22 protein-coding genes are annotated in these 26,272 nt (G+C 70.4%); 10 read left to right on the top strand and 12 right to left on the bottom strand.

Annotated features, from left to right (window positions below):
- The first annotated feature begins 60 nt into the window (after positions 1-60).
- The 3 genes from C4V41_RS52765 to C4V41_RS52750 all read left to right on the top strand — a co-directional run bounded on the left by C4V41_RS52765 (position 61) and on the right by C4V41_RS52750 (position 5,029).
- Complete coding sequence (locus C4V41_RS52765; protein WP_200824864.1) at positions 61-513, top strand: carboxymuconolactone decarboxylase family protein; 453 nt, start codon at positions 61-63, stop codon at positions 511-513.
- Between the two features lie 10 nt (positions 514-523).
- Positions 524-1,135, top strand: a complete 612-nt coding sequence (locus tag C4V41_RS52760; protein ID WP_200824863.1) for an MFS transporter — start codon at positions 524-526, stop codon at positions 1,133-1,135.
- A 129-nt stretch (positions 1,136-1,264) separates the two neighbouring features.
- The gene (locus C4V41_RS52750) at positions 1,265-5,029 is read left to right on the top strand and encodes a discoidin domain-containing protein (RefSeq protein ID WP_103963645.1); all 3,765 of its coding nucleotides are present in this window, start codon (positions 1,265-1,267) and stop codon (positions 5,027-5,029) included.
- A 153-nt stretch (positions 5,030-5,182) separates the two neighbouring features.
- Here C4V41_RS52750 and C4V41_RS52745 read toward each other — a convergent pair whose 3' ends face one another.
- From C4V41_RS52745 to C4V41_RS52735, 3 genes are all read right to left on the bottom strand, one after another.
- Positions 5,183-6,037, bottom strand: coding sequence for a GNAT family N-acetyltransferase (locus C4V41_RS52745; RefSeq protein WP_103963644.1), 855 nt, complete (start codon positions 6,035-6,037; stop codon positions 5,183-5,185).
- 65 nt (positions 6,038-6,102) lie between these two features.
- Positions 6,103-6,519 (bottom strand): VOC family protein, encoded by a 417-nt coding sequence (locus tag C4V41_RS52740; protein WP_200824862.1) that lies wholly within the window; start codon positions 6,517-6,519, stop codon positions 6,103-6,105.
- Between the two features lie 30 nt (positions 6,520-6,549).
- A complete protein-coding gene (locus tag C4V41_RS52735) occupies positions 6,550-7,161 on the bottom strand; it encodes a hypothetical protein (protein WP_103963642.1) in 612 nt (203 codons plus the stop codon).
- A gap of 149 nt (positions 7,162-7,310) precedes the next feature.
- Between C4V41_RS52735 and C4V41_RS52730 the strand changes: the two genes are divergently transcribed.
- Genes C4V41_RS52730 through C4V41_RS52720 form a run of 3 tightly spaced genes read left to right on the top strand, consistent with a single transcriptional unit; the run spans position 7,311 to position 12,286 of the window.
- Positions 7,311-8,213, top strand: a complete 903-nt coding sequence (locus C4V41_RS52730; RefSeq protein WP_103963641.1) for a MurR/RpiR family transcriptional regulator — start codon at positions 7,311-7,313, stop codon at positions 8,211-8,213.
- Positions 8,214-8,269: 56 nt separating this feature from the next.
- On the top strand, positions 8,270-10,987 hold the full coding sequence (locus C4V41_RS52725) for a glycoside hydrolase domain-containing protein (protein ID WP_103963640.1): 2,718 nt from the start codon (positions 8,270-8,272) through the stop codon (positions 10,985-10,987).
- A gap of 21 nt (positions 10,988-11,008) precedes the next feature.
- Positions 11,009-12,286 carry a helix-turn-helix domain-containing protein gene (locus C4V41_RS52720; protein ID WP_103963639.1) on the top strand — a complete coding sequence of 426 codons (1,278 nt, stop codon included), beginning with the start codon at positions 11,009-11,011 and terminating at the stop codon, positions 12,284-12,286.
- Between the two features lie 10 nt (positions 12,287-12,296).
- On the opposite strand, the gene C4V41_RS52715 is transcribed toward C4V41_RS52720, so the two are convergent.
- From C4V41_RS52715 to C4V41_RS52675, 9 genes are read right to left on the bottom strand one after another with little or no spacing between them, the layout of a single operon-like run.
- Entirely contained in the window at positions 12,297-12,887 is a 591-nt protein-coding gene (locus tag C4V41_RS52715; RefSeq protein WP_103963638.1) for a dihydrofolate reductase family protein, read from the bottom strand.
- A complete protein-coding gene (locus C4V41_RS52710; protein WP_103963637.1) occupies positions 12,884-13,711 on the bottom strand; it encodes a metalloregulator ArsR/SmtB family transcription factor in 828 nt (275 codons plus the stop codon). Before C4V41_RS52710 ends, C4V41_RS52715 begins: the two co-directional genes overlap by 4 nt.
- A gap of 46 nt (positions 13,712-13,757) precedes the next feature.
- The gene (locus C4V41_RS52705) at positions 13,758-14,885 is read right to left on the bottom strand and encodes a mandelate racemase/muconate lactonizing enzyme family protein (protein ID WP_200824861.1); all 1,128 of its coding nucleotides are present in this window, start codon (positions 14,883-14,885) and stop codon (positions 13,758-13,760) included.
- A complete protein-coding gene (locus C4V41_RS52700; protein ID WP_103963635.1) occupies positions 14,885-15,856 on the bottom strand; it encodes a D-2-hydroxyacid dehydrogenase in 972 nt (323 codons plus the stop codon). The genes C4V41_RS52705 and C4V41_RS52700 overlap by 1 nt, the downstream gene beginning before the upstream one ends.
- Complete coding sequence (locus C4V41_RS52695) at positions 15,853-16,839, bottom strand: hydroxyacid dehydrogenase (protein ID WP_103963634.1); 987 nt, start codon at positions 16,837-16,839, stop codon at positions 15,853-15,855. The genes C4V41_RS52700 and C4V41_RS52695 overlap by 4 nt, the downstream gene beginning before the upstream one ends.
- Positions 16,833-17,990 (bottom strand): alpha-amylase family protein, encoded by a 1,158-nt coding sequence (locus C4V41_RS52690; RefSeq protein ID WP_200824860.1) that lies wholly within the window; start codon positions 17,988-17,990, stop codon positions 16,833-16,835. The genes C4V41_RS52695 and C4V41_RS52690 overlap by 7 nt, the downstream gene beginning before the upstream one ends.
- Complete coding sequence (locus C4V41_RS52685) at positions 17,990-18,853, bottom strand: carbohydrate ABC transporter permease (protein ID WP_103963632.1); 864 nt, start codon at positions 18,851-18,853, stop codon at positions 17,990-17,992. The genes C4V41_RS52690 and C4V41_RS52685 overlap by 1 nt, the downstream gene beginning before the upstream one ends.
- A complete protein-coding gene (locus tag C4V41_RS52680) occupies positions 18,853-19,863 on the bottom strand; it encodes a carbohydrate ABC transporter permease (protein WP_103963631.1) in 1,011 nt (336 codons plus the stop codon). The genes C4V41_RS52685 and C4V41_RS52680 overlap by 1 nt, the downstream gene beginning before the upstream one ends.
- 15 nt (positions 19,864-19,878) lie before the next feature.
- Positions 19,879-21,342: an ABC transporter substrate-binding protein gene (locus tag C4V41_RS52675; protein WP_103963630.1), complete on the bottom strand. Its 1,464-nt coding sequence runs from the start codon at positions 21,340-21,342 to the stop codon at positions 19,879-19,881.
- 198 nt (positions 21,343-21,540) lie between these two features.
- Here C4V41_RS52675 and C4V41_RS52670 point away from each other — a divergent pair, with 198 nt between their 5' ends.
- The 4 genes from C4V41_RS52670 (at position 21,541) to C4V41_RS52655 (ending at position 26,257) form a co-directional block, all read left to right on the top strand.
- Complete coding sequence (locus tag C4V41_RS52670; protein WP_160150706.1) at positions 21,541-22,317, top strand: sugar phosphate isomerase/epimerase family protein; 777 nt, start codon at positions 21,541-21,543, stop codon at positions 22,315-22,317.
- A gap of 29 nt (positions 22,318-22,346) precedes the next feature.
- Complete coding sequence (locus C4V41_RS52665) at positions 22,347-23,363, top strand: LacI family DNA-binding transcriptional regulator (RefSeq protein ID WP_200824859.1); 1,017 nt, start codon at positions 22,347-22,349, stop codon at positions 23,361-23,363.
- Positions 23,364-23,373: 10 nt separating this feature from the next.
- A complete protein-coding gene (locus C4V41_RS52660; RefSeq protein ID WP_235030939.1) occupies positions 23,374-25,149 on the top strand; it encodes a DUF2264 domain-containing protein in 1,776 nt (591 codons plus the stop codon).
- 70 nt (positions 25,150-25,219) lie between these two features.
- Complete coding sequence (locus C4V41_RS52655; RefSeq protein ID WP_103963627.1) at positions 25,220-26,257, top strand: LLM class flavin-dependent oxidoreductase; 1,038 nt, start codon at positions 25,220-25,222, stop codon at positions 26,255-26,257.
- Positions 26,258-26,272: the final 15 nt, after the last annotated feature.

The following is a 26,272-nucleotide window of genomic DNA, read 5'->3' as shown; positions in this document are numbered from 1 at the left end:
ACGAAACGTCCATGAGAATGCACCATATCTTGGGCCGATCCCGCTCCTAGGGTCGAGTGCATGACGAACGTCGCCATTCCCCCACGCATGAACCTGCCGGTTGTCGCGCCCAAGGTCTTCAAGGCCGTCCTGACGCTGGACGCCGTGGCCCGCGAACGACTGGACCCGGTCCTGGTCGAGCTGGTGCAGATCCGCGCCTCCCAGATCAACCGGTGCGCGTACTGCATCGACTACCACACCGGCGACGCCCGCCGGGCGGGCGAGAGCGAGGCGCGGATCTACCAGCTCAGCGCCTGGCAGGAAGCCGGCCTGTACACCGCCAAGGAGCGCGCCGCCCTGGCGCTGACCGAGGCGGTGACCCTGCTGCCGCAGGGGGTCGAGGACGAGGTGTACGACGAGGCCGCGCGGCACTTCGACGACACGGAACTGGCTCATCTCATCGCGCTGATCTTCACGGTCAACGCCTGGAACCGCATGAACGTGACCACCCGCAAGACCCCGGGAACCGAGTGAAACCTCCCTGGTGCGGGGCTGGCTCGCGATCTTCGCCGTGACCCTGGGCATCTTCGCCCTGATGACCTCCGAACTGCTGCCGGTCGGCCTGCTCACCCCGATCGGCACCGCACTGGACGTCTCCGAGGGCACCACCGCGCTCATGGTGACCGTCCCGGGACTCGCCGCCGCCGTCGCGGCGCCGCTGGTCACCGTGGCCACCGCCAGGAACGACCGCCGTGCTCGGCGTGCCCGCCGGCACGCTGGCCGGCGACCTCAGCGGCTGGCGGAGCGCGTTCGCGGCCGTGGGCGTGCTCGGGCTGATCTCGCTGGCCTGCATGGTCGCCGTGATGCCGAAGGTGGCGTCGGCGCGCTGATCACCGCCCGGCTGCGGCAGACCGTGTGCGGCATCGGGGTGCTCCTCGCCGCCGCCATGGCCACCCTCGCCATCGCCGACCACACCACCCTGTCGGCGGCCGTGATCCTCGTCGTCTGGGGCCTGGCCGTCGACGCCGCCGGGGCGGTGAGCGTGCTGTGGATCGGCGGTGTCCTGGTGGCTCTGGCTGCGATACATCCCATGTATCAGCGGGCGCGCGTGTCGGTGGGGTCGTTCCGCCCGACCACTAACGGACCTGCATCATAGCCATATAGTGCCTGGTCAGATAGGTTAGGAAAGTTTCCTAAATATTGGATCGGTCCAACTGTTGACGAGTGTGGCGCTTTGTGGGAACACGATGGAAAGCTCCCATCTTTCAGCGAGAAGAGCCCCACCATGTCCCGTGTGTTACCGGCCGTCCTCACTTTGCTGGCCGCCCTCCTCATCGCGCCGCCCCCCGCGCGAGCGGACCTGCAGCATCCCAGGCAGGCGTTCCTGCGCGACTCGACCGCCGGTCTCTTCCTGCACTGGGGCCAGCGGACCTCGCCCCAGCACACCGACTGCGCCGCCTGGGAGGCCGACGTCGTCAGCGGTGGCTGGACGCCGGCCTACTGGGTGAACGAGGCCAAGAAGCTGCACGCCCAGTACATCGTCCTGGCCACCTTCCACAGCAGGCTCGGCTACGCCCGGCCGTACCCGTCGTCGATCCCCGGCTCGTGCCGTACCAGCAGGGACTTCCTCGGCGAGTTGATCGACGCGGCCGACGCGCAGGGGCTGAAGGTCATCAACTACATGACCGACGACCCGCAGTGGCACAACGAGGGCCTGAGCTCGGGCGACTGGCTCAACTCCGCGGCCTTCTCCAGTCACGTCGGCCGCACCGTGGACCTCACCACCCGCGACGGGTTCGGCGAGTTCAGCTACCTGCAGTTCTTCGAGCAGATGCGGCGCTACCCGAAGCTCGCCGGGTTCTGGATCGACAACGACAACGCCTACTGGGAGCGCAACGACCTCTACGCCAAGATCTACCAGCAGCGCCCCGACATGACGATCTCCAACAACAACGAAGACACGCCGATCATGGACATGATCAGCAACGAGCAGAAGACCGGCATGACGCCGTCGTACGACTACCCGCAGGCGATCTACACGGCCCTGCCGCGCCTCATCGAGGCCGACTTCAAGCTGCCGACCGCCGGTCCCTGGTGGTACGGCGGCTCCGACCAGGCGGTCGACCGCAAGCTCACCCTGGGCCGGCTCATCACCAACGCGGGCTCGTCGGTCAAGGCGCTGATGGCCGAGACCGCGATGGTCAACGGCCGGTTCCCCGCCCAGCAGGCCGGCTTCAACAACTTCGCGAACACGTACCTGTCGGAGATCTGGGAGTCGCTCGGCGGCACCGAGGGCGGCGGCTACATGTACGGCGGCCTCAAGCCCGGGTTCTGGAACGACGGCGCGCACGGCGTGACCACGATCGCCAAGAACGACCCCAACCGGCACTACGTCCACGTGCTCACCCCGCCCACCGGCGGCACGCTGTCGGTGCGCGACAACGGTTACCGGATCAGTTCGGTCACCAACCTGCGCACCGGCGCGGCCGTGCCCTTCACCCAGTCGGGCGGCTCGCTGCGGCTGACCGGCATCACCTCGTGGGACCCGTACGACACCGTCTTCAAGGTCGTCTCCAGCGGCCGGGAGGGGATCCACGGCGGCGTCACCCTGTCGGCCGGCTCGTCCACCAGCGGCCACGCCGCCTCCGCCGCCGGCGACGGCGACTACCTCACCTACTGGGACAGCAACGCCGCCGAGCCCGCGAGGCTCACCTTCGACCTCGGCTCGGCCAAGCGCGTGCAGTACCTCGCGTTCAACCAGCGCGAGGACTCGACCGTCCACCCGGCGAGCGGGTCGGCGCGGATCTCCGGCTACCAGGTGCACGTCAGCGACGACGGCACGAACTGGGGGAGCGCGGTCAAGACCGGCACCGTGCCGAACGCGCGCGGCGTGCAGTTCATCGACCTGACCGCCACCACCGCGCGCTACGTCCGGCTCACCAAGACCGGCCACCACGGCATCGCCAGGTGGCGCGTCGACGAGGCGTGGGCCGGCGGCCAGTACGCGGCCGGCGCCACCGAGCCGCCGCCCGGCCGCCACGAGGCGGAGGACGCGACGATCTCGCAGGGCGTCTTCGAGAACACGCACACCGGCTTCAGCGGTACGGGCTACGTCAACGGCGACAACGTCACCGGCTCGTACGTGCAGTGGGCGTTCCCCGCCGAAACGACCGGCACCGCGACCGTCAGGCTGCGCTACGCCAACGGCACCACGGCCAACCGGCCGATGACGATCACCGTCGGCGGCACCACGATCACGCGTGACTACAACGGCACCGGCGCCTGGGCCACCTGGGCGACCGACACCTTCACCGTCCCGGTCACCGCCGGATCGAACACGCTGAGAGCGACCGCCACCACGGCGAACGGCAACCCCAACATCGACTACATCGACCTCTCATCGGGCGCCGTCATGGAAACCGCCTCGGACAACGGCCTGTCGATCAGGCCCGCGATGGGCTGGAGCAGCTGGAGCTTCGTGCGGCGCACGCCCACCGAGGCCAAGATGAAGGCACAGGCCGACGCCCTGGTCAGCAGCGGCCTGGCGGCCAAGGGCTACGTCTACGTCAACCTCGACGACTTCTACCAGAAGTGCGACGCCAACGGTTACGTGGTGGACGGGTTCGGCCGCTGGGCGGTCGACACGGCCAAGTTCCCGGGCGGCATCAAGGCGCTGGCCGACTACGTGCACGCCAAGGGCCTGAAGTTCGGCTTCTACGTGACGCCGGGCATCGCCAAGAACGCCGTCACGGCCAACCGGCCCATCGAGGGGACGTCGTACCACGCGCAGGACATCGCCGACACCTCGCGCACGCACAAGAACTACAACTGCAAGAACATGTACCGGCTGAACTTCGATCATCCGGGAGCGCAGGCGTTCATCGACTCGTGGGCCGGCCAGATGGCCTCGTGGGGCGTCGACTACCTCAAGATCGACGGCGTGGACGCGACGACGATCGCCGACGTCGAGGCGTGGGACAGGGCGCTGCGGCGGACCGGCCGGCCGATCAACTTCGCGCTGTCCAACAACCTGCCCATCGCCCAGGCCACGACCTGGAAGCGGCTCGCCAACAGCTGGCGTACGCAGGGCGACGTCGAGTGCTACTGCGGCCCGGGCCCCAACGGCAGCGGCTTCCCGCTGACCGACTGGGCGCACGTGGTCAGCCGGTTCAACTCGGCCGCCTCCTGGCAGCCGTACGCGGGCCCCGGCGGATGGAACGACTACGACTCGCTGGAGATCGGCAACGGCGACCAGGTCGGGCTCACCGCCGACCAGCGCCGCTCGCACATGACGCACTGGGCGATGGCGGCCAGCCCGCTGCTGCTCGGCACCGACCTGACCGCGCTCACCGCGACCGACCTGACCATGCTGACCAACGACCGGCTCATCGCGGTCAACCAGGACGGCGTCGCGGCCCAGCGGATCGTCAACAGCGGCGTCAACCAGGTGTGGCGCAAGCGCGAGTCCAACGGCGACCACATCATCGCGCTCTACAACACCGGCACGTCCGGCAACTCCACGGTCAGTGTCACCTGGTCGCAGGCCGGTTTCACCGGGCCGGCCGCCGTCACCAACCTGTGGTCGGGCGCGTCAGAGGGCACCGTCGCCTCCTCCTACAGCGCCACGCTGCGCCCGGGCGAGACCCGTCTCATCCGCGCGAGACCGGCCACGGCCGTCCCGCGTTACGAGGCCGAGAACGCGACCATCTCGCAGGGCGCCGCCGAGTCGAACCACGCGAGCTACTCCGGCACCGGCTTCGTCAACTACGACAACCTGGTCGGCTCCTACGTCGAGTTCACCGTGAACGCCGCCCAGGCCGGGAACGCGACCGTCACCCTGCGCTACGCCAACGGCACGACGGCCAACCGGCCGATGGCGATCACCACCGGCGGCACCACGATCACGCGTGACTACAACGGCACCGGCGCCTGGGCCACCTGGGCGACCGACACGTTCACGCTGCCGCTGACGGCCGGGGCCAACACCGTGCGCGCCACCGCCACCACGGCGGGCGGTGGCCCCAACGTCGACTACATCGACGTCTCGTAGCGAGAAGGGAGCATCACACGCAGGCCGTCAACCTGGGCAGGACCCTGGCTCAGCGGTTCATCGACGGCAACTGAGGGCGGGCTGATCAGAGCTTGGTCACCTTGAATCGCAGGTGGGTGGTGTTCGGGCTGGTGATCACCATCGCGCGGCCGTTCACTCTGGACATCCGGCCGTGTCATTGGCGAGGGTCCAGGTCCAGTCGTCGCGGACGTACAGCCGGGTGAAGCCCGCTCGTCCCAGGTTGTGCAGGGACGAGTTGTGCGTGCCGGGCCGCTCGATCTGGGTGTCGGCCACGGAGAAGCGGCACCCGGCGGAGGCGGCGTCGCGGATCCGCGCCCGCAGCAGGGCGGACTGGCCGCCCCTCCCGCGATGGGGCGGGAGGGTGGCGGCGGCGACGAGATGGGCGATCTCGCCGTGCACGTACATGCCGGCCGCGGACACCGCCTCCCCGCCGGACCTGATCAGGTACGCGTGGAAACGGGGGTGCCCGGTGAGGGCCGCGGTCATCTGGATGAGTGGCTCCGCCGGCATGCCGAAGCCGCGCATCAGCGCCGACGCCCATTCCCGGGCCGTCCTGCCCGGCGCTCCGATCCGCTCGACGGCCGGCCCGGCGTCCCTTTCCGGTACGTCGGTCAGGTCGCGGGCGAACTTCACCCACGACGAGGTGCGCTCCAGGCGGTACTTCGCGCAGATCTCCGCCCAGTCGGCCGGCAGGGCCGCGGGCGCCACCTGCAGCACGGCCGACGGGACGGACCTCGACCGGTAGAAGTCGCAGATCTCGCCGACCAGCTCCGCGGTGACGGGCCCGTCGAAGCCGAACCCCAGCGCCCTGCTCCAGTAGTTCACCGGGTCGTCGCGCATCGCCAGGACGACGCCGCCGGCGAGCCGGACGCATTCGAGGCCCAGCGCCTCCCGCGCGGCGGCGGGGGCTCTCGATCCGAGCCGGTACATCGCCTCGGCCTCCGCGCGCTCGACCAGTGCCGGATCGGGACGCGATCGCAGGGACATGGCACTCCTCGCGCGCTGGGGAAACCTCGGGCCCTCCTTAGTTCGGCCCACGCCCGGACGCGGATTCAGGAGAGTGCGACCGAACCGTCCTCGCGTACCGTCCAGGCCGGGTTGTGGGCCACCTCCCACGGATGGCCGTCCAGGTCGGCGAACACGCCCGAGTAGCCGCCCCAGAACATCGTCCCGCCCGGCCGCGTGATCGTGGCGCCGGCCGCCTTCGCGGCGGCGAGGATCTCGTCCACCTCTTCCGGTGAGTTCACGTTGTGCCCGAGTGTCACGCCGCCCCAGCCGCCCCCGTCGGTGACCCGGCCGTCGGCCGCGAGCTTCGCGCGATCCCAGAGGGAGACGATCGTCCCCCCGGCCTGGAAGAAGGTGATCTGGTCGTTCTCATCGTCGATACCGACGTCGGCGTGCCAGCCCATCGACCGGTAGAAGGCGGTGGACCGCGCGACGTCGGCGACGCCGAGAGTGATGACGCTCATTCGCTGTCTGATGGGTGATCTCCTGTCCGGTCAGCGCTGGACCCTCAGGTAGCAGCGGTGCTGGTAGCGGAAGAACATCGCGAGGCCGGCGGTCATGGCGACGAGCCCGACGGCCAGAGCGGCCGGCAGGTGGTGATCTGTCACCACGTAGTAGGTCAGCAGGGCCAGTCCCACGCCCGCCAGGACGCCGTTGATGACGGCGATCATGCTCGCGGCGGTGAAGAGCCCGGCCATCGGACCTCCTCTGACCGCCAGTGAGCCGAGCGCGTCGTCGGTCTCCCCGTCGCCCGCGCCCCACCGGGCGAAGTAGCGCGCCGCCTCCGGGTCGAGCGTGCGATAGTAGCCCCGGATGCGAGAGATGCCGCTCAGGTACAGCATGTTCTGCACGCCGGTGCCGACGAGCCGGACCATGGTGAAAACGCCCAGCACGAAGACCGTCGGCAGCGCGGCGGCGGCGAACGGCAGCAGCAGGCCCGGCGTCTGCGCGGCGAACCCCAGCGCGATCAGGCTGCTGGACAGCGCCGACAGATACAACGACGAACGCCCGAGTGCCTCGCTGACCGTCGTGCCGGCCCCCGACTGCAGCACGAAATGCTCGGTCACGATCGCTGACATGAGCGCCGCCGACGGTTCCGTCTCCATGTCAAGGCACTCTCTCGCTTCGCGCCCGGGGTGACCAGGGCGGTGACCGGACGTTTGGCGGACACTTGCATGGACAAAAATTTTTCGCTCTATAGCGTTGACGACCCCAGTTATGAAGAATAATTTCCCTCCAGGAGTGAGGAGTTGGAATGTCGACCTACCAGCCGTCGAGCGGCATCATCGAGCGCATCCGCGGGCTGCTGCCCACGATGCCGGACGCCCAGCGGTCGCTGGCCGAGCTCGTGCTCGGCGATCCCGCGGCCGTGGCCCGGATGACCATCGTGGAGCTGGCGGAGCGGTGCGGGGTGTCCACCGGCACCATCACCAGGTTCTGCCGGGCCCTGGGGATGAACGGGTACGCCGCGCTGCGGATCGCGCTCGCCTCCGACAGCGGGCGGATCGGCGGGGGCACCTGGGCGGCGCACATCGGAACGGACGTGACCGAGGGCGACGACATCCGGCGGGTCGCCAACGTCATCTCGGCCAACATCGGACGCGTCGTCGCCGAGGCGATCGGCAACCTCGACCTGGCCGCCGTGGATCGTGCGGCGAGCCTGCTGGCCGCCGCGCGGCGGGTGATGGTCTACGGGGTCAGCGGCAGCGCGACGACGGCCCTGGGGTTCCAGCAACGGCTCTACCAGATCGGCGTGCCCGCCTGGTTCGACACCGACACTCACGTGGCGTTGGCCGGCGCCGCCCTGATGACCCGCGGCGACGTGCTGGTCGTCGTCTCCCACAACGGACGCACCCGCGAGGTCTGCGACCTCACCGACGAAGCCCGCTCGCACGGCGCCCGGACGATCGCCGTCACCAACGACCTGGCCTCCCCCGTCGCCCGCCGGGCCGAACTCGCGCTGGCGACCGCGGTGTACGAGATGGGCAGCTCCGACACCGAGAACATCCTCGCCCGCCACGCTCAACTGGCCGTCCTGGACGTGCTGTACATCGCCATCGCGCAACGAACGTTCGAACAGACCAGGGAAGCGATCGCCATCACGACGGAGGCGGTCCGGCCCTACAAGATCGACGAAACCGTGGACCGCGTCGACTAAGGAGCGCAGTAGTGCCACAGAGAAGAACGCCACGCAGGGGCTTACTACCGTTATGTGTGGCCGTGCTCGTTCTGCTCGAACTGATCGCCGTCGCCCCGGCCCACGCGGCGGCCGGGTTACGGATATGGACGGCCAGCGCGGCGGACCGGGTGTTCTCCACCTCGCCACCGCCGTCGTCGGCACCGACTTCGATCGACCTGTACTCGGCCCGAGGCGAGCAGGAGGCCGCCCAGATCGCGGTCCGGTCGTCCACGAGTGAGGCGCTCGGCGATGTGCTGCTGACCGTGAGCGCGCTCACGGGACCCGGCGGGGCGAGCATCCCGACGTCGGACATTCTGCTACGGCGGGCGTACCACCATCGGGACGTCGTGGTGATGAGGGGCGACGTCGAGCAGCCGCCCGGCGGGGGCACGATCTACCCCGACGCCCTGGTGGAGGCGGACCGCCCGCTCACCCTGGACGGCGGAGTCACCCAGCCCTACCACTACAGCGTCACCGTGCCGAAGGGGCAGACGCCCGGCGTCTACACCGGGACCGTGGCCGTGAGCACGCGCAACGCCGGCACGGCCACGGTGAACGTGCGGGTCGTGGTCTACGACGTGACCCTGCCGGAGCCGAACGAGTCCACGTTCAAGATGAACAACTGGTTCACCTCCGCCGGCTGGGACTACACCGGCACCATCAGGGCGATCCCGCAGCAGTACAGAAACGCGGAGATGTACAGCGACAACTGGTGGAAGGTGATCGAGAGCATCGCCAGAAACCACGAACGGCACCGCAACAACGTCATCTACGCGGACTTCCAGGCCCTGCTGATCCCCGGCAGCAAGGTCGGCCCCGGCGGCGAGCTGCAGTTCGGCTGGGACGTTTTCGACCGGTTCATCGAGACGTTCGAGACCGCGAAAGCCCTGCAGTACATCTACACGCCGACCCTGCTGGAGAACCCCAGGCCGGCTTCGGCCGACCCGGTCAAGGCGGAGATCCTGCGCAACGTCGGCGGCGTGGTCCAGCGGGTGCTGGTCGAGCCGGAGAGCGCGGAGGCCAACGCCTATTACGACAAGGTGTTCCCCGCTCTCAAGGCGCACCTTGACCTCAAGGGATGGACCGACCGGTTCTACATGAGCGCGGTGGACGAGCCGGAGACCCAGGAGCAGGCGCAGGACGCGAACTGGTTGTACGGCAAGTACCGCAAGTATTTCCCGGCCCATCGGACCAACGAGGCGCACGACACCGTCCTGGCCGGCCTCGCCGGCGACCTCACCACGATCACGCCGGTGCTGGGCCACTACGACCAGAACATCGGCTACTACCAGAACCTGCGCGCCAACGGCACCGAGCTGTGGCTGTACAACTGCATCGTCCCCGAGGGCTCGCAGATGAACAGGTTCATCAGCTACCACCTGGCCAAGACCCGGCTCACCCCGTGGCTGACCTGGAAGATCGGCGGCACCGGCTATCTGCACTGGGGCTGGAACTACTGGCACGACGCCAAGAACCCGGACACCATCGTCAACACCTTCGACGTCCGGCAGACCGGTGACGCCTGGCTGGTCCGGCCGAACAGCGACAAATACGACATCTACGACAGCCTGCGCAGCGAGACGCAACTCGACGGCCTTGAGGACTACGAGCTGCTGAACCTGCTCGCCAAGACCAAGCCCCTCCTGGCCCGGCTGGTCGCGTCGAGCCTGATCACGGACACGGTCACCTACACCCGCTCCGGCGCCCTCGTGGACGACCGCCACAAGATGCTGCTCGAACTCCTCGTGGACAACGGCCCGGACCGGCGCTTCCCCTACACCGACAACTTCAGCGCGGGCCACACCAACTGGCAGCCCGGCAAGGGCTCCTGGTCGGTGGCGCCGACCGGTGAGTACCTCCAGACCGACAAGTCCCGCTGGGACTTCACCTCCACCCCGAAATCCAGCTCGTACGGCGACGTGGTCGCCTCCGTCGACCTGAAGATCGATTCGGTCAACACGGCCGAAGGCGGCAACGCGAACTGGGCCGGCCTCGTGGTCCGCGGCTCCAACGCCACCGACATGGACACGGGCTACCTCGTGGCCGTGCGCAACAACGGCGAGGTCTTCATCTACCGCTCCGGCCAGACGCTGGCCAAGGCGGTGGCCGGAAACTACCGGCCGGGCACCTATACCCGGCTGCGGGTCATGGCGTTCGGAAACAAGATCAGCGCCTTCCTCGGCAACAATCCGCAGCCCGTCGTCAGCGTCACCGACAACGCCTTCCCGGCGGGACATCTCGCCCTGGTGACCGGCGGGGCCAGCGTCCGGTTCGACAACTTCACCGCCAACCCGGACGACAACCTGGCCGACGGCAGGCCCGTCACCACCTCCAGCAGCTATTCCGCGGACGGCTGGCATGCGACGGCGGCCGTGGACGGGATCCAGTCGTCGACTCCGCTCTCGCTGGGCTGGACCAGCGCGGCCGGCACGTCCGCCGACCGTACCGAGTGGATCAGCGTGGACCTGCAGTCGAAGCGGTCGCTCAGTCGCGTCGATCTGTTCCCGCGCTCCGACGGCGCGAACACCGGCCTGGGGTTCCCCGTCGATTTCACCGTGCAGGTGTCGGCCGACGGCACCTCGTGGAGCACGGTGGCCTCCCGTACGAACCAGCCCCGCCCGGGGGCCGGCGCGCAGACGTTCTCCTTCCCGGCGGTGGAGGCCCGCTACGTCAAGGTGACCGGGACGAAGCTCGGCAGCGACCCGCTCGGTGCCTTCCACATGCAGCTGGCCGAGATCGAAGCCTACGGCTGAGCCCCCGAAGGAGGTGCGATCATGACCGACCGGGTCGTCGAGAACGGCAAGCCGGATCTGGGCGAGCTGCTGCGGTCGTGGCGTGAACGGGCGCTGCTGACCCAGGACCAGCTCGCGGCGCGGGCGGGCCTGAACGTCAGGACCGTCCGCCGGTGGGAGGCCGGTCGGCTGGGGCGCCCCCGCGGCACGTCGATGCGGTCGGTGGCCACGGCGCTGGGCCTGGGTGGCGCGGAGCTGTCGATGCTGCTGAGCGCCGCGATCACCGTGCCTGAGATCTCGAGCCCGGTACGCACGACGCCGCGGCAGTTGCCCGCCGATGTGGCGGCGTTCGTCGGCCGGACGCGGGAACTCGCCGTTCTGGGAGAGATCGCGGGGACGATCACCGTCATCGACGGCATGGCGGGGGCGGGAAAGACCGCGCTGGCCGTCCATGCCGCTCATCGGCTGGTTTCGCGCTTTCCCGACGGGGACCTGTACGTCGACCTGCACGGTCACACCCAGGGCAGGGCGGCGGCCGACTCGTCCGACACGCTCGCCCGGCTGCTGGAGGTCCTGGGTGTGCCGGGCGAGTCGATTCCGCGGCATCTCGATGACCGGGCGGCGCTCTACCGCAGCGTGCTGGCCGGCCGCCGCATGGTGATCGTCCTGGACGACGCCGCCGACGAGGAGCAGGTACGGCCGCTGCTGCCCGGCGCGGGCGGCTGTCCGACGCTCGTCACCAGCCGGCGGCGGCTGGCCGGCCTGGACGGCGTCCGCACGGTGTCGGTGGACGTGCTGCCGCTCGCGGACGCGATCGGGCTGTTCATCGGCGCCGCCGGGAAGGGGCGGGTCGCGGGGGTGCCATGGGAGGTGCTGGCCGGCGTGGTACGGCGGTGCGGCCTGTTGCCGCTGGCGATCCGCCTGGCCGCGGCCCGGTTGACAGCCCATCCGGCGTGGAGTGTGAGCCATCTGCTGGAGCGGCTGGACGAGCACCGGCGGCTGCTGAGCGAACTGCGTGCCGGGGAGCGAAGCGTCACCGCCGCGCTGGACACGTCGTACTGGAGGCTCGGCGCCGACGAGCGGCGGGCCTACCGGGTGCTGGGCCTGCGCACCGCGCCGGACTTCGCTCCGGACGCGGCCGCCGCGCTGCTGGCGACCACCGCGGATCGGGCCTCGGTGCTCCTCGACCGGTTGCAGGAGGTGCACCTCCTGCAGGAGCCGATCGCGGGACGGTATCGGTTCCACGCCCTGATCCGCGCCCACGCCACGGCGATGGCCCTTGACGAGGAGTCGCCCCGGCTGCTGGACCTGGTGCGCTGACCGGCCCGGTTCAGCGGGCCCGGTCGTAGACCATGGCCATTTCTCCCAGAGCGCCGGTCTCCTGGTGGGTGAGCGTCCACTTGGTGGCCGGCAGGCCGTCGTCGAACAGCCGCCCTCCACCTCCGGCGATCTCGGGGAAGATCATGAGGTAGAGCCGGTCGAGCAGGTCGGCCGCCAGCAGCGGCTTGATGATGCTGGCGCTGCTGTTGACCAGGATGTCGCCCGCGCCCGTGGCCTTGAGGTCGGCGACGACGTCGGCGGCGGGGGCGTTCACCACGCGGGTACGGCCCCACGGGGAGTCGGTCAAGGTGGTCGACAGGACCACCTTCTCCGTGTCGACCAGCCACTTGGCGTATCCGCGATCACGCGGGTCGGCGTTGTCGTCCTCGGCGACCGACGGCCAGTAGCCCAGGAACCCCTCGGCGTTGATCCGGCCGAGCAGTGCGGTCGTGGCGTTCTCCCAGATGCGGTTCATGTGGTCGCGTGCGACGTCGGTGGTCACATAGGGGACGAACGGCGCGAAGTCGCCGGGCCCGCCGGGGCCGTGGTAACGCCCGTCGAGGGTGAGGCTCAGGTTCGCGGTCACTTTGCGGCTGGTCATTTCGTGCTCCTCGTGGGGGAAAGGGTGGCCGCGAGCTTGTCGAGGCTCTGGCCGAAGCCGATCTCGATGCCCGCGATGAAGTCGGCGGACTCGACCGTGCTGCCGGTGATCCCGAAGTGCACGTCGAGTTCCGTGCCGGTGCCGGTGGGCCGGAGGTCCAGCTCCAGGTGGGCGGTGAAGGCGGTGCCGCCGTCGGCGAGCAGCGGGGACAGCCGGTACGTCAGCCGCTCACCGGGTCGTACGTCCTCGACGGCTCCGAGCGCGCGCCCGGCGACCAGGTCGGAGCCGTCGGTGTCCTCGGCGTCGCGGTATTCGTGGACGATCCGCCCGCCCGGCCGCGCCTCGAAGACGAGCTCGGAGACGCGCAGGTCGTCGGGCGTCCACCAGTGGGCGAGCAGGGCGGCCTCGGTCAGGTGACGCCAGACCTCCTCCGGCCGCGCCGCCAGCGACCGGAGGAACCTGAACGAACGGCCGTCGGCCCACCCCGGCTCCTTGGCGGCCGGCCGCTCCGCTTCGAGGCTGAGCCCGTAGCGGTCGAAGGTCTCGTGCGAGCCACCGGCCTGGTCTGCGGTGTCGGCCAGCCGGGTGAGCGCGGCCGCCAGCTCCCGCAGCGGTGCGGCCCGGAGCGCGTAGACGCGGCGCTGGCCGGAGCGCTGGGAGGTGACGACGCCGGCCCGCTCAAGGGCCTGCAGATGCTTGGTCGTCTGAGGCTGGCGGGCCTCGGCGAGCCGGGCGAGCACACCGACCGGCCGGGGCCGCTCGGCCAGCAGCCCCACGAGCCGCCAGCGGGCCGGGTCGGCCAGCGCGGCGAGGAGTGCGTCCATGCCGAGAAGTATTCACGGCAACGAATATTCGTGTCAAGGAATATTTCTAGACGGTGAGCGCTCTGACCGCCTCCTCGTCCACGCCGATCCCCAGACCGGGCCCGTCGGGCACGTGGGCGACGCCGTCGGTGACGGTGATGACCGGATCCGTGGCGTAGGGGCTGGTGATGAACTGCCGGCCGTTGAGGTCGACCGGCGTCGCCACACCGAACGCGGCGAACAGGTGGAGCGAGGCGGCCAGCCCGATGTCGGACTCGGTGAGCCCCGAGCCCATGATCTCCAGACCGCTGTCCTCGGCGAGCTGGCACTGGCGCAGCGCCAGGGTCAGCCCGCCGCACCGCTGCACCTTGGCGACCGCGACGTCGATGGCGTCGAGCCGGACGAAGGTCGCCAGGTCGCTCGGGTGGCGCAGGCTCTCGTCCACGGCCACCGGGATGGGGCTGGCGTCCCGCAGACGGCGCAGTCCCGCGATGTCGTTGGACGGCAGGGGCTGCTCGAAGACGGCGACGTTCAGATCGGCCAGCCGCCCGGCCACCCGGAGCGCGGCGGCGGCCGTGTAGCCCTGGTTGGCGTCCACCCAGAGCACGGCGTCGGGCGCGGCGGCGCGCACGGCGGTCACGATGGCCACGTCCTCGTCCTCGGTGTGCAGGCCGAGTTTGACCTTGACGTGGCGGTAGCCGTGCGCGCGGCCCTCGGCCACCGAGTCGGTGGCCTCGGCCGCGGAGCCGGGGGCCACGATCCAGGCCAGGTCGATGGTGTCACGCCTGCGCCGGCCCCACAGCTCGCCGAGTGACACGCCCAGGCTGCGGGCGTAGGCGTCGTGGCAGGCCACGTCCACCGCCGCGCGGGCCAGCGGCATGCCGATCGAGAAGCCCTTGCTGATCGTGCGGTCGAAGGCGCGGCAGAGCCCGTCCAGGTCCCACAGCGGGCGCCCGACGGCCGCCGGTGCCAGGTAGCCGTCGATGGTGGAGACGATGGACTCGGTGGTCTCGTACGTCCAGGAGGGAATCGGGGTGGCTTCGCCCCAGCCGGTGGTGCCGTCGTCGGCGGTGACCTTGACCAGCACCCGGATGGCCGGGCGGCCCCCCTGGACGACGGACCCGCCCGCGACGGCGAAGTCGCGTAGCGAGGGCAGGGCCACGGTGAAGGTCTCTACACGTGCTATCCGGTTCATCAGTACCATTCGGATTTGTCGACCAGGTTGATGAGTTCCCGCCCGGCCACGAAACGCCGGGCGTTCTCCAGCAGGACGGCGAAGCGCCGCTCCTCGTTGTGCGGCCCCACGCCGCCGACGTGCGGCGTGATGAGCACGTCGGGCCGCCGCCAGAGCGGATGGCCGGCGGGCAGCGGCTCGGTCTCGAACACGTCCAGGGCCGCGCCGCCCAGCCGTCCGGCGGTCAGGGCGGCGGTCAGGTCGTCGAGCCGGAGGATGGGCCCGCGTCCGACGTTGACGACGTACGCGCCGGGCTTGGCCAGCGCGAACCGGCGCGCGTCCAGCAGGCCCTCGGTGGCCGGGGTGTGCGGGACCGTCAGGATGATCAGGTCCGCCCCGGGCAGCCGCCGGTCGAGGGCGCCGGCCGGCAGCACCTCGGCGAAGCCCGGCACGGGGCCGTCCCGCCGGGCGTCGATGCCCACGACCGTGGTGCCGAACGCGGCCAGCAGCCTGCCGACCTCGGCTCCGATCGCGCCCACCCCCACCACCAGGGCGGTGGCCTCGTTCAGGGCGAGCACGGCGCCGGGGTCCCAGTCGGGAGCCCAGTGGGCGCCGGCCTGGTCGCGGGCGTAGCGGGGCAGGCCCCTGGCCAGCGCGAGCACCAGCGCCAGCGTGTGCGCGGCCACGTGGTCGGTGTAGGTGTCGCGCATGTTGGTGACCTGGACGGGGTGCTCGACCAGCGCCGGATGGTAGAACCCCGGAGGCGGCCCGGCCTGCGGGGCCTGCAGCCAGCGCAGCCGCCCGGCGCGCTCCAGCAGGTCCGCGGGCAGCGTGCCGTAGGCGGCGTCGGCCTCCGCCAGCGCGTGCGCCGCCTCCTCCCGGGTCTCCGGCTGGAGCACGACGAGGCCGGGCACCTCCTGCTCCAGCCGCTCCCGCCAGCCCGCGACCTCCGGCTCGTGCGGCGGCAGCAGCACCAGGGTGCTACCGCTCACGCCCTCCTCGCCAGGCCGGACTCGCTGATCTCGTAGAGCAGCGGCTCACCGGCGACGTAACGGGCGAGCTCCTCGGCCATCGCCTCGCCGTGACGCCGCCGCTCGTGGCCCAGGCTGCCCGCGACGTGCGGGGTGACCACGATGTTGGGCATCGTGAACAGCGGCGACCCCGCGACCGGCGGTTCCGGGTCGGTGACGTCGAGGACGGCGAACAGGTCGGTCCGCCGGCTCAGCACGTCCACGAGCGCGGCCTCGTCGACGAGGGTGCCGCGCGCCGTGTTGATCAGGGTGGCGTCGTGCTTCATCGACTCCAGCAGCGTGGCGCCGACGATGCCGTGTGTCTCGGGGGTGAGCGGCGCGTGCAGGCTGACCACGTCGGAGGTGGCGAACAGCTCTTCCAGGCCGACGAGCCGCACCCCCGCCTGAGCGGCCTTCTCCGGGTCGGCGTACGGGTCGTGGGCCTGCACGACGAGATTGTGGTGGGCGAGCAGCCGCGCCGTGGCCAGGCCGGTCGCGCCGAGCGAGAGCAGCCCGACCACCGCGCCGTAGACGCCGATCTCGTTCCCGCGCGGGGCCGTGGCGGCGTTGGCGCGCGCGGTCAGCACGTAGCGCCAGCCGTGCTTGAGCGCGTAGAGGATCTGGGAGAGCGCGAACTCGGCGACGGGGGTGGCGTTGGCGGTGGCCGCCGACGTGACGCGCACGCCCCTGGCCCACGACTCCGGCGTGACCATCGGGCGGATGGAGCCCGCGCCGTACAGGACGAGGGAGAGCTTGGGTGCGGCGGCGAGCAGCTCGGCGTCCAGCTTGGGCGCGCCCCAGCCGGTCACCAGCACATCGAGGTTCTCCAGGACGTCGGGGGTGAGCCGGTCGGCGGTGAGCGGGGGCGAGGTGATGGTCAGGTGCCGCTCGATCGCCGCCCTGGCCTCCGGGCCGTAGACGTCGTCGAAGCGGTTGGGGTCCATCACGTACAGGCCGTTCAGCATTCTCTCTCCTTCATGCGGGCCGCCGCCCGGACACTGGCCAGGCGGGCGGGTGAGCCGAGCCCGGCGTGGTAGTAACGCAGTTGCCGCGCGCCCTCGGCGACGAGGTCGGCGGCCAGAGCCGGAATCCGGGCGTGCCCGTCCTCCAGCACGGTGAGGTTGGCGACAAGGGGGATCTCGGTACGGCTCGCCGCGGCCTTCACCTGGGCCAGCGCCGCCTCCTCCGAGCCCCAGCACTTGAGCACGTACGCGTCCACCGGCGCGTCGAAGCCGGCCAGGTCGATCCCCACGTCGGGGCCGGTGACCTGCGGGTCGTCGGTGGCCATGAGCAGCAGCTCGCGGCCGCCGGCCAGCTCCGCCACGGCGCGGACCAGGCCGGAGATGACCTGGTCGCGGTGGTCGTACACGGCCTGGGCGCGCTCGCGGCCGAGTGCCTCGTCCAGGCTCGTCCCGGCCGGGACGTCCCGCTGGAGCTCGCCGTCCACGGCGGCGCGCACGTCGCGGGCCAGCTCGCCGGTGTCCACGCCGCGCCCGGCCAGCGCGGTGCGGCAGGCCGGGCACAGGCAGAGGGACATCAGCGCCCGGCCGCAGGCGGACAGGCCCGCGCCGGAGGTCTTCTCGTGGTGGCCGACGTGGTCCATGCCGAGCCAGCCGCACGCCTCCAGCATCAGCGCGGGCACGTCGTACTGCTCGCACACCTCGCGCACGACGGTGAGCGCGTAGTCGTGGACGGCGGGCTGGGCGGGGCAGAGCGCGTAGGGGTAGGACTCGCCGTAGGCGTTCCTGACCGTCAGGTCGGGCGCGTCGCGGCCCAGCACCGACGAGTGCGTGAGCACCAGCCAGGCTTCGGCGCGCAGCCCGGCCTCGGTCAGCGCGGCCAGCGCCGTGCCGAACCTGTCCTCGTCGGGCACCCCCCAGCCCGGCGGGTACGGCCGGAGCCGCCCACGCCAGCGCTCGGGACGGAGCCGGAAGTAGGCCGCCGCGTGGTCCGCCTGCACGACACGGTGCCGGGGATGCCACGGGGTGGTGGCCCGGACCGAGTGGTAGGCGGCCTGCAGGGTCACCGTGCTCACGCCGAGCCCGGCGATGCGTTCGGCCGCCGCGGGATCGCCCACGATGTCCCAGGTGTAGGCGAACGTACCGTGCCTCACCATCACCCCTTGGTCGCGCCGGCCAGGCCGCGCGTGAAGTAGTTCTGGAAGAAAAGGAAGATCATCAACATCGGCAGGAACGAGATCGTCATTCCCGCGGCGAACCCGGTCCAGTCCGTGGCGTGCTCGCCCTGGAAGGACAGCATCCCGACGGCCAGGTTCTGCAGGTCGGGCTGGCCGAGCGTGAACACCAGCGGGACGTTGAACTCGTTCCAGCTACTGATGAACTGGAAGATGACCACCACCGCGATGACCGGCTTGGCCAGCGGCAGGATGAGGCGGAAGGTCTTGAGGAAACCGGCCCCGTCGAGCTTGGCCGCCTCGAACAGGTCGGAGGGGACGCTGGAGAAGAACCCGACGAACAGCAGGACGTAGAGCGCTCCCGCGCCGCCGGACATGGCCAGGATGACCCCGGCCCGCGTGTTCAGCAGGCCGAGGTTCTCGATCAGCACGAACTGCGGGACGATGATCGAGGCGACCGGGATGAACAGGGTCCCCACGATCATCCGGTAGAGCAGGGTGCGGCCGGGGAACTCGTACCTGGCCAGCACATAGCCGCACAGGGCGGCCTTGACCAGCTCGATGAGGGTCGAGGCGGCCGAATACAGCACCGTGTTGAAGAAATAGCCGGAGAACCCGGCGTTGACCCACGCCCGGGTGAAGTTCTCGAAGCTCCACTGGTCGGGCACCAGGCTCGCGCCGCTGGTGAACATCCCGGCCTGCGTCTTGAACGCGGCCGAGATCGTCCAGAGGAAGGGATAGACCCACACGAGCCCGATGACCAGCAGAATCGGCAACGCGATCAGGTTGGCGCGGACGGCGTGGCTCCGGCGAGCGGGCTTGACGGGTGTGACGATCGTCGTCATCAGACGCCGTACTCCTTCCTGAGCCGCTGCGCCCGCCGGACCGCGATGCCCTGGGCGGAGACCAGGACGAACGCGATGACGGAGAACAGCAGGGCCGCGGCCGAGGCGTAGCCGTAGGCGAACGGCACCGAGCCGAAGGCGTTCTGGTAGATGTAGTAGGACATCATGTACGTGCTGGTGCCCGGCCCGCCCGCGGTGAGCGTGACCACAAGGCCGAAGACGTGCATGGCGTTCACGAGGCCGAGCAGGGTGATGATCACCGCGACGGGTTTGATCATCGGCAGCGTGATGCGGGTGAGCTTCTTCCACTCGCTCGCACCGTCGATGGCGGCCGCCTCGTAGACCTCCTCCGGCACGTTCTGCAGCGCCGCGATCCAATAGATCATGTACTGGCCGAAGATCTGCCAGATGGACACGAGCACCAGCACCAGCAGCGCGCTCCACCGGTTGGCGAACACGTCGAAGCCCTGGTCGACGAGGCCGAGGTCGCGCAGGATCGCGTTCAGCGCGCCGTTGGACGGGTTGAGCAGGTAGGTGAAGACCAGCCCCGCCATGGCGACGGGGATGATGAGCGGCGCGAAGAACATGGTCCGGAAGAACCGCTTGCCGCGCAGCCACTTGCGGGTGAGCACGATCGCCGCGACCAGCGAGATCGGCAGCTTGATGACGGTCGTCAGCAGGGCGAAGATCAGCGTGTTGACCACCGACACCCAGAAGAGCGGGTCGGCCAGGATCGTGCCGTAGTTGCCGGCTCCGACGAAGTCCTCGACCGGGCCGAGGCCCGACCAGTCGAAGAAGGAGTAGTAGATCGTCGCGGCCAGCGGCCAGAGGGTGAAGCCGAGGTAGAGCAGCAGGAAGGGGGCCAGGAAGACGATCAGCCAGATCCTGTCGAGGCCGCGAACGCGCTCACGGGAGTGATCGGCGCGTTCGGGCGCTCGCGCGGCCGGTGACCGGGGCCTGTCCGTCACCTTCTCCCCGCCGGGGGCGGGGGCGGTGTCGGTGGTAGTCATGGAGGTCCTCTCCGGTCAGCCTTTGTACATGTCGGAGGTGTAGTCCTTGGTGTACTCCCAGTCGGGGAAGGTGTAGCAGTCCATCGACACCTTCAGCCCGGCCGCCGCCTCCTTCTTGAGCTCCTCCTCCAGGGCGGCCTGCCGCTGCTTGACGATGGCGGCGCCGGTGGTCGCCAGGGACTGGCCGCTGACCAGCGCCTCGCTCATCGCCTCCCATTCGCCTTCCGGGTTGCGCGCCATCGCGTTGACGTACGCCTTGGACTTGGCGATGTCGGGGCACTTGAGCAGCGGCACGGGAAGCTGGACCCGGTAGCCGGGCGCCCCGCCGATCTTCATGATCTGCTTGAGCGCCGGGTCGCTGACCATCTTCTGGTTGTCGACGTACGAGAGCGTGCCGAAGGCGTTCTTGTAGTACTGCTGGACGAAGTAGCCGTCAGGGTCGGTCATCCACTGGATGAACGTCCAGGCCGCGTCGGCGTTCTTGGTCTGAGAGCTGACCCAGTACTTGTTGTCGTCGTAGCCGCGGCCGGCCGCGCCGGTCCGGCCCTCGTCCGGGTCGACGCGCGGGGCCACCACGTACTTGTCGCTGCTGAAGCCCTGGCTGGCCCACACGCTCGGCATCCAGGTGCCGTCGAAGAAGATGCCGGCCTGGTTCGCGGCGAACTGCTGGCGGGAGAAGTTCTTGTCGTTGGTGCCCGGCGCCAGATAACCGGCCTTCTTCAGCTCCTGGATGAAGCCGAACGTCTTGACCTGGCTGGGCTCGGTCAGGTCGAACTTGCCCGTCTTGAAGTCGAAGAACTCGTCCGTCGAGACGCTGCTGATCAGCCCGAACCAGATCCGCTGCATGTCCACGCCCTTGGTGGGGGCGGCGATGCACTCGGCCTTCGTCTTGGACTTGATCTGCGCGCAGGCGTTCTTGAGGTCGGTCCAGGTCTTGGGCGGGTTGTTGACGTCGAGCCCGGCCTGCTGGAAGACCTCCTTGTTGAGGAACATGTAGCCGGAGCCCCAGTAGAGGTTCTCCGAGAACGGGAAGCCGTAGGTCTTCCCGTCCTGCATGTTGATGCCTTCGAGGAAGGACCCGTCCGGCCAGCGCTTGGTGAAGTCGGCGGGGACGGTGCCGTCCGGGCTGAGCGGGCGGATCCACTTCTGGTCCATGAGCTGGGCCAGCCCGGTCGCGTTCCAGTAGAACATGTCGGGCGCCTGGTTGCTCTGGAAGGCCAGAGGCAGGGTCTTCATGTAGTCGGCCTGGGTGATCGAACGCCACTCGACCTTGATGTTGGGATGTTCCTTGTTGAACTGGGCGGCGACGTCCTTGTGGAACTTCACCTGTTCGGCGGAGAAGTCCCAGATCTGCAGCGTGGTCTGAGAGCCACCACCGCCGCTTCTGCTGCCGTCGGGCGATGTGCCGCAGGCCGCCACGAGCAGTGACGCCAGGGCCATGGTGATCATCGCGGTGGTGCCACGCCGATGAAGGTTCATTCGGGGGTCCTCCCGTAGAGGCGGAGGCCAGAGGGGTGCCAGGAAGCGGGTAAGCGCTTACCCGAGAGTGGGACGACTGTAACGCGGGTCACAGGCCGATTCAAGACTTGTGAGAAAGCGGTTTCAGGGAGCAAGGTTGCTGTGGTCGGCTATTTCAGCGAAGCACGACAAGCGCTTTCTGAACTTTTGGGAGTATGTGTGCGCCTGCTCGCCTTCACCAAACCCTTCGGCCCCATCGACGTCGCCCCGCTGGCCGAGGCCCTGGCCTCGGTGGGCGCCGACGGGGCCGACCTCCTCGTACGCGAGGGACAGACGGTCGCCCCCGCCGACCCCGGCCGCATCGCCGACGTCGCCGCGGAGCTCAAGCGCCGCGACCTCACCCTCGACGTCGTCACCACCGACCTGCTCGACGCCGGCCCGGACGCCGAACGGATCATCGCCGCCTGCGCCGGCAGCGGCGTCCCCCTCATGCGGGTCGGTTTCTACCGCTACGACCCCGCCATCGGATACCGCCGCCAGGTGGAGGAGGCCAGGGCCGCGCTGGGCCGCCTGGCCGGCCTCGCCGCCCGGCACGGCGTGCGCCTGGCACTGCAGTTGCATCACGGTACGATCCATCCGTCCGCCTCGCTCGCCCTCGCACTCGCGGGCGACCTGCCCGATGTGCGCTTCTACGCCGACCCCGGCAACCAGGCCAAGGAGGGCAGCGAGGCATGGGCGCTCAACGCCGACCTGTTCGGCGACCGGATGGCCTGCATGGGAGTGAAGAACGCCGTGTGGCGCGCCGCCGCGGACGGCTGGGTGTGCGAGTGGGGGCCGTTCACCGACGGGGGAGTGGTCCCCTGGCCGGAGATCATCCCCGGGCTGCGCGCACGCGGCTACACCGGGCCGCTGTCGCTGCACGTCCACTACCCGGCGGCCGACCCGGCGGCGGCATTACGGCGGGACATGGACCACCTGCGCGGCCTGCTCGGCTGACGGAGGGTCCACGGAGGCAGGAGGAGCAGGTGCGTAACGTGCGGCAGGGCCGCCCGGCCAGGGTGACGATCAGCGACGTCGGGGAGGCCGCGGGAGTGTCGGCCTCGACGGTCTCCCGCGTGCTCAACGGCACGGCGAAGGTCGATCCCGCGCTGGCGGCGCGCGTTCACGACGCGGTCAGGGAGCTGGGCTACCGGCCCAACGCCGCGGCGCAGGGGCTCGCCCGAGGCGAGAAGGGCACCATCGGCGTGCTGGTCCCCAACCTGGCCAACCCCTACTTCCCCGACGTGCTCAAGGCCGTCTCGGCCGTCGCCCGTACCCACGGGCGGCGCGTGATGGTCATGGAGTCGAACGACGACCCCTCGATCGAGCACGACCTGGTCGAGGACCTGATGCGCAGTTGCGACGGGGTGCTGCTCTGCTCCTCCCGCATGGACCGCTCGGACCTCGCCGTCCTGTCCGCACGGGACCATCCGCTCGTCCTGCTCGACCGGATCGTCCCCGGCATCGCCGCGCCGGCCGTCTCCGCCGACTTCTTCGGGGGCATGATGCTGATCTGCGGCCACCTGGCGCAGCTCGGCCACACCCGGGTCGCCTACCTGAGCGGGCCCGAGGTGTCCTGGGCCAACGCCGAGCGGATCAGGGCGCTGGAGGCGGCCAAGGCGTTCGGCCTCTCGGTCACGATCCTGCCGTGCGGGTCGTCCAGCCGCCATGGGTACGAGGCCGCCGCCGGGGTGGCCGGCACCGGGGCCACCGCGCTCACCACGTACAACGATCTCGTGGCACTGGGGGCGGTGACCCGGATGCGCGAGCTCGGGGTGCGGGTGCCCGAGGAGCTGTCGGTGGTCGGGTTCGACGACATCGAGCTGGACCACGTGGCGCACACCAGCCTGACCACGGTGTCGGTGCCCAGGGGGCAGCTCGGTAAGCAGGCGGCCGAGATGCTGGAGAGCCTCATGACCGAGGGGCACGACGGGGAGCCGGTGTACCTGTCGATGGAGCTGCACGTACGCGAAAGCACCGCACCGCCCGTACAGAACGGATGAAAGAGGGCCTTTGAGCACCGACGACCGCACAGGACGGCCTATCAACAACGATCGAGACGACCTGGGACGTCAGGTCCTGGACCTGGTCGCGCCGCTGACCTCCCGGTTCAGCCCTGGTGGCGGGCGGCTGCGACTGGGGTTCAACACCGCGCACTACGACCAGGCGGCCTCCGAGCTGGAGGCGTACGCCCGCCCGCTGTGGGGGCTCGCGCCGCTGGCGGCCGGCGGCATGGACTTCGAGCACTGGGAGCTCTGGCGCGACGGGCTCGCCGCCGGGACCGACCCCGACCACCCCGACCACTGGGGCGCCGTCTTCGACCGCAACCAGCGGCTGGTCGAGACCGCCGCCATCGGCCTGGCGCTCGCCCTGGCCCCCGAGCACGTCTGGGACCCGCTGACCGGCCGCCAGCGCGACACCGTGGCCGCCTGGCTGCGGCACGCGGTCACCGTGGAGCCGAACAACAACAACTGGCTGTTCTTCCCGGTCCTGGTGGGGCTCGGCCTCGACCGCGTCGGGGTCGCCCACGACCACGACGCCAACACGGCCAGGCTCGACCGGCTGGAGGCGTTCGACCTGGGGCGCGGGTGGTATTCCGACGGGCCCACGTGGCAGCGCGACTATTACATCCCGTTCGCCATGCACTACTACGGCCTCATCTACGCCGCGCTCGGCGCCGACCAGGCCAGGGCCGGGCGCTTCCGTGATCGGGCGGCGGCGTTCGCCCAGGACTTCCAGCACTGGTTCACCAGCGAGGGCGTCGCCGTCCCGTTCGGCAGGAGCCTGACCTACCGCTTCGCCCAGTCGGCGTTCTGGGGCGCGCTGGCCTTCGCCGACGTCGAGGCGCTGCCGTGGGAGGTCACCAAGGGGCATCTGCTGCGCAATTTGCGCTGGTGGGAGAGCCGGCCGATCCGTGACGCCGCCGGGCTGCTGACCATCGGCTACGGCTACCCCCAGCCGCACATGGCCGAGCAGTACAACGCGCCCGGCTCGCCCTACTGGGCCATGAAGGCGTTCCTGCCGCTCGCCCTGCCCGCCGAGCACCCGTTCTGGACCGCGAAAGAGGCCGAGGCGCCCCCTCTGCCCGAGGTCAGCACCCAGCCGCAGGCCGGCGTGGCGCTCATGCGCTGCGAGGAGGGACGGCACGTGGTGCTGCTGAGCGCGGGACAGCGCAACCAGTGGGCCCGGCACGGCGCGGCCAAATACGCCAAGTTCGCCTACTCCACGCGGTTCGGCTTCAGCGTGCCCGCCGGAACGCTCATGCTCGAACAGGGCGCCTTCGACAGCACGCTGGCGCTCAGTGAGGACGGCCTGCGCTGGCGGCCGTGCGAGCTGCCGGACGCCGTCTCCGCTTCCGACGGCGTGCTGCACGCGCGCTGGACGCCCTGGGACGACGTGGAGATCGAGACCTGGCTGGTGGCCCGGTCCCCGTGGCACGTGCGGGTGCACCGGATCAGGACCGGGCGGGCGCTGCACACGGCCGAGGGCGGCTTCGCGGTCGACCGGGACCTGCCGCCGAACCGGGTCGACCTCGGGCCCGGCCGGGCGCGGCTCGACTCGCCGGGCGGCCTGTGCGTGATCGAGGACCTGTCCGGCCGGCGCGAGGGAGCCCTCATCACGGCGCTGCCCGGCACCAACGTCCTCGTCCCGCACACCACGATCCCCACGCTGAAGGGCGAGCTCGCGCCCGGCGAGCACCTGCTGGCCTGCGCGGTCATCGGCCTGGAGGCCGCCGGGGACGACTGGCCCGAGCCTCCGGCCTGGGAGTCCATCGAGCCGCTGCTCTGACGGCCGGCCTCTGGTCTCCGCGCGGCTTCTGCGGGAGAGTGGAGCAAGATCGGCCTATGAGGAGGCGGCTGTGCGGCTCGGATTCAGCATCGGCACCCTTGGCCCCGTGGCGGCCACGCATGAAGCCCAGTTGACGCTGGTACGCGAGGCGGAGCGGCTCGGTTACGACTCGGTGTGGGCGTCGGAGGGCTACGGGGTCGATCCGGCGACCACGCTGGCCTGGCTGGCGGCCGGCACCGAGCGGATCGGCCTGGGCAGCGGCGTGATCCAGGTGACCGGCCGCACCGCGATCTCGGCGGCGATGGCCGCGACCACGATCGACCGGGTGTCCGGCGGCCGGTTCCTGCTCGGGCTGGGCGCGTCCGGCCCGCAGGTGGCCGAGGGGTGGCACGGGCAGAGGTACGCGCGGCCGCTGGCCCACCTGCGCGACTACGTGGCCGTGGTACGCACCGCGCTGGACGGCCGCCCGGTCGAGCACCCCGGCCCCGAGATCGTGCTGCCGTTGCCCGACAGCCGCGGCAAGGCGCTGAGCATGACGGTCTCGCCGGTACGGCAGCCGCTGCCCATCCACCTGGCGGCCATGGGTCCGAAGGCGGTGGCGCTGGCCGGGGAGATCGCCGACGGGTGGCTGCCGATCCACTTCCCGCCCGAGCACCTCGCCGAGTCGATGGAGCACCTGCGGGCCGGGGCGGCCCTGGCCGGGCGCGACGCGTCCCGGGTCGAGGTCTCACCGATGGTCATGGCCATGGTGGACGACGACGCCGACTACGCGCGTGACCTGATCCGGCCGATGCTGGCGCTCTACCTGGGCGGCATGGGCACACGGGGGGTCAACTTCTACAACCGGCTCGCGCACCGGCTCGGGTTCGGGCCGGCGGCGGCGCGTGTCCAGGACGCCTACTTCGACGGCGACCTGGGGGAGGCGATGGAGGAGGTGCCCGACGAGCTGGTCGACGCCCTGGCCCTGTGCGGTACGCCGGCGCGGGTGCGTGAGCGGCTGGAGGCGTACCGCAAGGCGGGCGCGACCAGGCTGATCGTCGGCCTGAACGCGCCCACCGCGGAGGACCGCGCCGAGCAGCTCGGCTGGCTGGCCGAACTCAACGCGTGAACCTGAGCCCGGCCG

This window comes from Nonomuraea solani (genome assembly GCF_900108335.1).
GTDB lineage: Bacteria > Actinomycetota > Actinomycetes > Streptosporangiales > Streptosporangiaceae > Nonomuraea > Nonomuraea solani.
Note: the sequence above shows the minus strand (reverse complement) of the source record. Positions and strands in the feature narration are given on the sequence as shown.